Genomic DNA, 6,281 nt, shown 5'->3' with positions numbered 1-6,281 from the left:
TTTAGCCGTGGTGCCCGGCGAGTTAACCCTCATCAGCCGTCCGCAACGAGGCCTTGCCGACGCCGCCGGTCAGAAACGCAAAGCCTCTCCCCAAAACCAAATCATAAACGGCCCGCCTGGCTCAAACCAGCGGGCCGTTTTGCGTTTGGGCACGATCGAAACACGGCTAAGGCCAAAGCGTTCCGATGTAAGCCTCCACTGACATTGCGTTCTGTGTGCGGAGTCACCCCCTGGCGACGCCGCGTGCTCGCTTTCGCTCGGCCGCGGCGAGCAATTCGACGAAGGCGCGCACCTTGGCGGGCCGGAAGCGGGCCGGCGGGAACACCGCGTGGATGCCGCCGGTCGGCAAGGTCCACTGCGCGAATATCCGCACAAGCCGACCCCCGACGATATCCTCATCGACCGCATAGTCAGGAAATATGCCCAGACCGATGCCGGCGAGCACGCAAGCATAGGCCGCCGGGCTTTTGTCGCAGACGACGACGGGATTGAGTTCGGTCAGCACCGTGTCGCCGTCCTTAGAGAACAACCATTGGCCGACGCCGCGCAACTGGGCATTGCCGACCCAGGCCAGCGATCGCGCCTGGTTCGGGTTCGCATCCGCGGGCAGGTCTGCCGCAAAGGCTGGGCTCGCAACGACGATCTGTTGAATCGTGCCCAGTCGCCGCGCCTGGTTAGAGGAATCAGCAAGCCAGCCGACGCGGATGCCGAGATCGATCTGCTCGTCGACCAGATTGCTCACCGCGTCGTCGAAGATCGCTTCGACGCGCATCTGCGGATAGGCTTTCAGATATGCCGCCATGACCGGCGCCACCACTCTGGTGCCGTAGTCGAGCGGCGCGGTCAGCCTCAGCGTTCCGCTCGGCTCGACCGCTGCCTGCGAAATCTCGCCATAGGCCGACTCCGCCTCACGCAGGATGATCATCGCGCGATCATAAAAGAGGCGACCGTCTTCCGTCGGGGTGACGCGCCGCGTCGTGCGCTGCAGCAGCGTCGCGCCCAGTTCCTCTTCGAGCCTGCCGACTTGATGGCTGACCACGGCCTTGGCGACGCCAAGCCGGTCCGCAGCTGATGTGAACGAGCCGGTTTCCATGACGGTGGTGAAGTAGACGAGCCGATTGAGGTTCAGAAGGTCGGCCAAGGCGACTGCTTTTGTATGATTAAATCAGACAGTTTGTATTATTGAGCGCTGTTTATAGCAAGACCTCCGCCTGCCACATACGGCCAAGACTTTTTGGCGGCCCGTCAGCCGACAGTCCGTACCAAGGAAGGCAGCGCTCGTGAGTAATTCAGACGTGACTTACCTTTTCGATCCGCTCTGCGGCTGGTGCTACGGCGCCATGCCGATGCTGGACAGGCTGTCGGCCAGCGGCGTGCGCATCGAGCCGCTGGCGACCGGGCTGTTCTCCGGCGCCGGTGCGCTGCCGATGGATGAAGGCTTTGCCGCACATGCATGGGCGAACGACCAGCGCATCGAGCGTCTGACCGGACAGGCATTCACGCAGGCCTATCAGCGCAATGTCCTCGGCATCCGTGGCACTTTGCTCGACTCGCATGCGGCAACCCTCGGCATCAGCGCCGCCGGACTGGAAGATCCCAGCCGACGGCTCACAGCACTGAAGGCGATCCAGCGTGCGCGCTATGTCGACGGCCGAGATATCGTGACTGCCGAAGGCGTAGCCGCCGTGCTCGCCGATACCGGCATGGCCGATGCCGCCGCCATGCTGAGGAAGCCGGCCGAAACCGTGCTGACGGTTCATGCCGAACTGGTCGGCCGTGGCCGAGAGCTGTTCCAGCGCCTGCATGCCAACGGCGTGCCTTCGCTGGCAGTCATCCGCAACGATGCACCGCGGCTCATCGGTTCGAATGCGCTGTTTGGCAGCTTCGACAATCTCGTCGCCCATATCGCGGCGGCGTGATCCACAACTGACCTCCAACAAGGACTGGAAAAGGACATGGCAAAAGTCGCTCTCATCGGCGCATCGGGCGCTGTCGGTTCGCGCCTGCTCGAGGAACTCTCCGACCGTGGCCATACGGTCACCGGCATTGCCCGCCACCCCGAAAAAATCGCCGCGCTGCCCCGTGTGACGGCCAGGAAGGGCGATGTCTTCGACAAGGAAGGTCTCGCCAGGCTGATCCATGGTCATGATGTGGTGATCAGCGCCGTGCATTTCGTTGACAGCGACCCCGACACGCTGATCGCCGCAGTGCGTGCTTCCGGCGTCAAGCGCTATCTCATTGTCGGCGGCGCCGGCAGCCTTGAGGTCGCGCCCGGTAAAAGGCTGGTCGACACGCCCGAATTCCCTGCGATCTACAAGGCCGAGGCACAGAAGGGCGCCGACTTCCTCGACAAGCTGAAAACCGTCGGCGACCTCGATTGGACGTTCCTGTCGCCCTCCGCCATGTTCGTCCCGGGCGAGCGCACCGGCAAATACCGTCTTGGCAAGGACACGCTACTGGCCTCGGACAAGGGCAGCAGCATCTCCTTCGAGGACTACGCCATCGTCATGGTCGACGAGATCGAGAAGCCGGCCCACATCAGGCAGCGTTTTACGGTCGGCTATTAATCAGACGGCAGCGGCCGTGTCTCGATCGGGACCGGCCGACGCCAGCCGCATCAGGGCTTCGCGGACGCCGACGCGCCGATAAGTTTCGGTGACGAGGCCGTCCTGTCTCAGCTCCTGGCGGCGGCGTTCGACGAAGGCGCGTTCCTCGGCGCTCAAATCGTGCTCGCGGGACTCCTTCCCCATCAACGTCGGTGCCGCTAATGTTCCAGACTTCGCGGAGGACAGATCATGGAGCAGAGCCGGCTGTCGAAGAAGGAGCGGCATGAGCTCATCCTGTCGGAAGTGCGCCGCTCGGCCTCGATCCGTGTTTCCAGGCTCGCTTTGCGCCTGGGTGTCGCCGGCGAAACGATCCGGCGCGACCTTATCGAGCTTGGCGATGCGGGGTTGCTCAACCGAACCTATGGCGGTGCGACGATCTCGCTGGCGACATCCGAGCCGGTGATCGCCGAGCGCAGCCAGACCATGATCGAGGAGCGTGCGCGGATCGGGCGCGGTGCGGCCGGACTGGTTGAGAAGGGCCAGATCGTGATGATCGATGGCGGCTCGACGACCTATGAGGTGGCGCGCGGTCTCTCGCAGCTGAAGCGGGAGCTGACGATCATCACCAACTCCATCGGCGTGGCCTCGGTGACCGGCGCCAATCCGAGCTTTCGGGTCATCCTGTGCCCCGGCGCCTATGACAGCCGAGAAGCCAGCGTGGTCGGTGAGGATACGGTGGAATTCGTCAGGCGCTACAATGCCGACATTGCCATCATCGGAGCATCGAGCCTGTCCGCGGACGGGCCCAGCGACATGATCTCGGGGGCGGCGGCGGTCAAGCGGGCTATGATCTCTCGCGCGCTGTCCACAGCGCTTGTGGTGACCAACGACAAGTTCGGCCGCAACAGCCTCGAACGGATCTGCGCTCTCAGCGCGCTTTCCGACATCGTCACGGATCGTGAGCCGCAACCGGCGCTGCGCGCGGTCATCGAAGCGGCCGGAACGGAACTTCACGTCTATAGCGGCGACTGAACGGGTCTTCCGACTGTCTATGCGCCGCCGGCCATCGTCGCCCGCAACCAGGCCGTGATGGCATCGAAGTCGATCGGCTTCGTCGTGTCGACGTCGAAGAGCGGTCCGCGCCGCAGCGGCTCGGCGCGCTTGGCGAGCTCGATCAGTTCGGGAATATAGGCGGCACCGGGATGGCCAGCGGGGCGCTGGTCGAGGCGGGCGCCATAGCGCTCGGCGAGCACCTTGCCGGGCGCGTGGCACCAGATTTCGAAAGTCTGCTCGACGCCGGCATTTCGCAGATGATCCTCGAGAACCTCGCGCGGCTGGAAGCCGAACCAGGCATCGACGATGAAGGTGGTGCCGGCCGGCGCTTCGCCGACCACCGACCAGATCGCCTGGTAGCTGCCGCGGCCCAGCGTGCGGTTGAACAGGCGGTCGCCGCCGCCGAGCACTTCGAGAAAGGGGTTCTTAATCGTGTCGAGCGCCAGCAGCGGCCAGCCCATGCGATCGGCGATGCCGCGCGAGACGGTGCTCTTGCCGCTGGCGGGGATGCCGTTGACGAGCACGGCGCGCCGCAGGCGGCTGGACTGGGTCGAGGGCGACGTGTGCTGGTCCCCCGCCAGTGCCTGGAGGCCGGCGCCGATCACGCCGGCGTCGTCGCCGAGTTGTGCTGCTTCGACCTGGCATTGGTACCAGGGGGCCAGCGCCGGCGCGCGGCCGAGTGCTGCGTGAGCCGCCCGGCCAAGGCCGCCGCCAAGCAGCACCAGATCGGGAGCGAGCATGGCAACGGCGGTGTCGATGGCGGCCCGCAGCGGTTTCGCCCAGGCGTCCAGTACGCCGCGCGCCTGGATATCGCCGGCTGCATCGCGGGCAAAGAGCTGATCGACCGAAGTATCGGCGCCGAGCCCGGCGCGCGCAATATGACGGCCGAGCGCGGTTCCCGAACTGGTGGTCTCGACGCAGCCGCGACGGCCGCAGGCGCAGACCTCGCCATTGACGTCGACGGTGATGTGGCCGAGCTGGCCCGCCGTTGCCGAACCACGCGTGATCCGCCGATCCTGGGCGACGGCGCCGCCAATGCCGGTGCCGATGGTGAACATGACGATGTTGCCATGGCCGCGCCCGGCGCCGAGCGCCATCTCGGCGGCCAGCGCCATGTTGCAGTCATTGTCGATGACGACAGGCTTGCCTGTCATGTCTTCCAGGCGCTGGGCCAGCGCAACCGAGGCGAGGTTGACATAGCCGCCCGACAGCACCGCGCCGCGCCGCGCATCGACGCGGCCCGGAACGCCGACGCCGATGGTCTTCACATCCGGCGTGTCGAGAAGGCGCACCATGTCAGCGATACGACCGAGCACCAGCTCCGGGTCGGGCGCGCTTTTTTCGGAAACGCGCTTGAGGATTTCACCGGTGCCGGAAATGCGGGCGGCACGCAGATTGGTGCCGCCGATATCTATTCCTATGCTCTGAGGCATGGCGTCCTGCATCTGTGTTCACGCAATTCCGGACGCAAAGCCGCTTCACACTTTCGCTGGATCAGCTCTCGTCCAACGCAACTGTCAGGCAGCGGCTTTCTGCCGGTAGTGCCCGATCACGGCCTGGATTTCACGCAATCGCGGCACTGCGATGGTCTTAAGCCTTTCGCGCTGGATGTCACGGTCAAGCGAGATGCAATCCTTCCACAGCGAGCGGCCGGCGATGACGCCCGAGGCGCCATTCTGCATGGCGATCTCGACCTGGCCGAGAAAGGTCGCGTGGTTGACGCCGGCCGACAGCACCGCCCAAGGCACGTCGCCGGCCATTTTGGTGATGTTGGCGCAGGCTTGCTGCGTTCCGGGGTATGGAAGCTTCAGCACCTTGGCGCCACACTCCAGCGAAATCCTGGTGCCTTCCTCGACAAGCCATGGCGTCTTGGCCGCATAGTCCTCGGGGCTTTCCCCGTCGAGCTGGTAGGTCAGGAACTCGACGACCAGCAGCAGGTCTTCCTGCCCGAAATCGGCGATGCACTGGCGCAGGATGGCGATGTTGTGGTCGTTGGCTTCAGGCTTGTCGGCTCTGAGATACACCATGATCTTGCCGCCGGTGCCGCCGAGTGCGCGGACGCGGCGCGCGTCGATGCCGGGAACGAGGCGCGACAGGCGGTAACCTTCGGGAGAGATATCGAAACCGGAAGCGTCGAGGCCGATGAGCAGCGCCGTATCGCGGTTCAAGACGCCTTCGTCGACAATGCGCGGCACCGCGCAGAGCGGGTCGAGCAGCACGCAGGACGCCGCACTGGCGAGGTAGCGCGTGATGTCGGCCTTGGTGTCGCCGAGCATGTCATTGGTGATCTTGGCCTGTTCGTCCGGGTCCGACGCCAGCAAGGTCCGCATGCCGCCGCGCTGGTCGCAGGCGATGGCCAGCATGGCCCCGTCCTTGCCACATATCTGCTGGTAGCCGCGCAGTTCCGCGGTGGTCATCTTGGTCATGGTCTCAATCCGATGTTGGCGCTCTCTAGACGAAGGGCGCGGATCCCGTGGAAACAACGATGTTCAGTTCTGCCCGCCTGCCGGCAGGAAGCCGCGACGCGCCATCGCCTTCGAAGAAAGCGCCTCGCCGGGCTCGCGGCCCGCGAGCCGCCGCACGTTGCGAGTTGGCTGGATTTGCGCGATAACTCCCGTCGGCCTATGTGTATGTAACACGTTGCTGAAAGGAATTGCAAGCTGTCTTCCCCTCCCATCCAGG

General features: G+C 64.9%; 8 protein-coding genes. 4 read left to right on the top strand and 4 right to left on the bottom strand.

Annotated elements, in window-relative coordinates; all coding sequences use genetic code 11:
- A partial coding sequence (locus AB4Z43_RS09370; RefSeq protein ID WP_441937050.1) for a hypothetical protein occupies positions 1 to 202 on the top strand: 202 nt, incomplete at its 5' end.
- A gap of 21 nt (positions 203 to 223) precedes the next feature.
- Here AB4Z43_RS09370 and AB4Z43_RS09365 read toward each other — a convergent pair.
- The gene (locus AB4Z43_RS09365; RefSeq protein WP_019861331.1) at positions 224 to 1,141 is read right to left on the bottom strand and encodes a LysR family transcriptional regulator; all 918 of its coding nucleotides are present in this window, start codon (positions 1,139 to 1,141) and stop codon (positions 224 to 226) included.
- Positions 1,142 to 1,280: 139 nt separating this feature from the next.
- On the opposite strand from AB4Z43_RS09365, the gene AB4Z43_RS09360 reads away from it, so the two are divergent.
- Positions 1,281 to 1,919, top strand: coding sequence for a DsbA family protein (locus AB4Z43_RS09360; RefSeq protein ID WP_441937048.1), 639 nt, complete (start codon positions 1,281 to 1,283; stop codon positions 1,917 to 1,919).
- 36 nt (positions 1,920 to 1,955) lie between these two features.
- Positions 1,956 to 2,567, top strand: coding sequence for an NAD(P)-dependent oxidoreductase (locus AB4Z43_RS09355; RefSeq protein ID WP_038649866.1), 612 nt, complete (start codon positions 1,956 to 1,958; stop codon positions 2,565 to 2,567).
- Here AB4Z43_RS09355 and AB4Z43_RS09350 read toward each other — a convergent pair whose 3' ends face one another.
- Positions 2,568 to 2,750, bottom strand: a complete 183-nt coding sequence (locus tag AB4Z43_RS09350; protein ID WP_019861327.1) for a hypothetical protein — start codon at positions 2,748 to 2,750, stop codon at positions 2,568 to 2,570.
- Positions 2,751 to 2,795: 45 nt separating this feature from the next.
- Here AB4Z43_RS09350 and AB4Z43_RS09345 point away from each other — a divergent pair, with 45 nt between their 5' ends.
- Positions 2,796 to 3,578, top strand: a complete 783-nt coding sequence (locus AB4Z43_RS09345; protein ID WP_441937045.1) for a DeoR/GlpR family DNA-binding transcription regulator — start codon at positions 2,796 to 2,798, stop codon at positions 3,576 to 3,578.
- A gap of 17 nt (positions 3,579 to 3,595) precedes the next feature.
- Here the strand turns inward: AB4Z43_RS09345 and AB4Z43_RS09340 are convergent, their stop codons facing one another.
- Together AB4Z43_RS09340 and AB4Z43_RS09335 are read right to left on the bottom strand one after the other, a co-directional pair.
- Entirely contained in the window at positions 3,596 to 5,032 is a 1,437-nt protein-coding gene (locus AB4Z43_RS09340) for an ROK family protein (RefSeq protein ID WP_441937043.1), read from the bottom strand.
- 84 nt (positions 5,033 to 5,116) lie between these two features.
- Positions 5,117 to 6,025 carry a tagatose-bisphosphate aldolase gene (locus AB4Z43_RS09335; RefSeq protein ID WP_441937041.1) on the bottom strand — a complete coding sequence of 303 codons (909 nt, stop codon included), beginning with the start codon at positions 6,023 to 6,025 and terminating at the stop codon, positions 5,117 to 5,119.
- Positions 6,026 to 6,281: the final 256 nt, after the last annotated feature.

Origin of the sequence: Mesorhizobium sp. 2RAF45, assembly GCF_052115225.1 — a bacterium.
GTDB lineage: Bacteria > Pseudomonadota > Alphaproteobacteria > Rhizobiales > Rhizobiaceae > Mesorhizobium > Mesorhizobium jarvisii.
The sequence above is the reverse complement of the archived record's forward strand: the minus strand, read 5'-3'. Positions and strand labels throughout refer to the sequence as shown.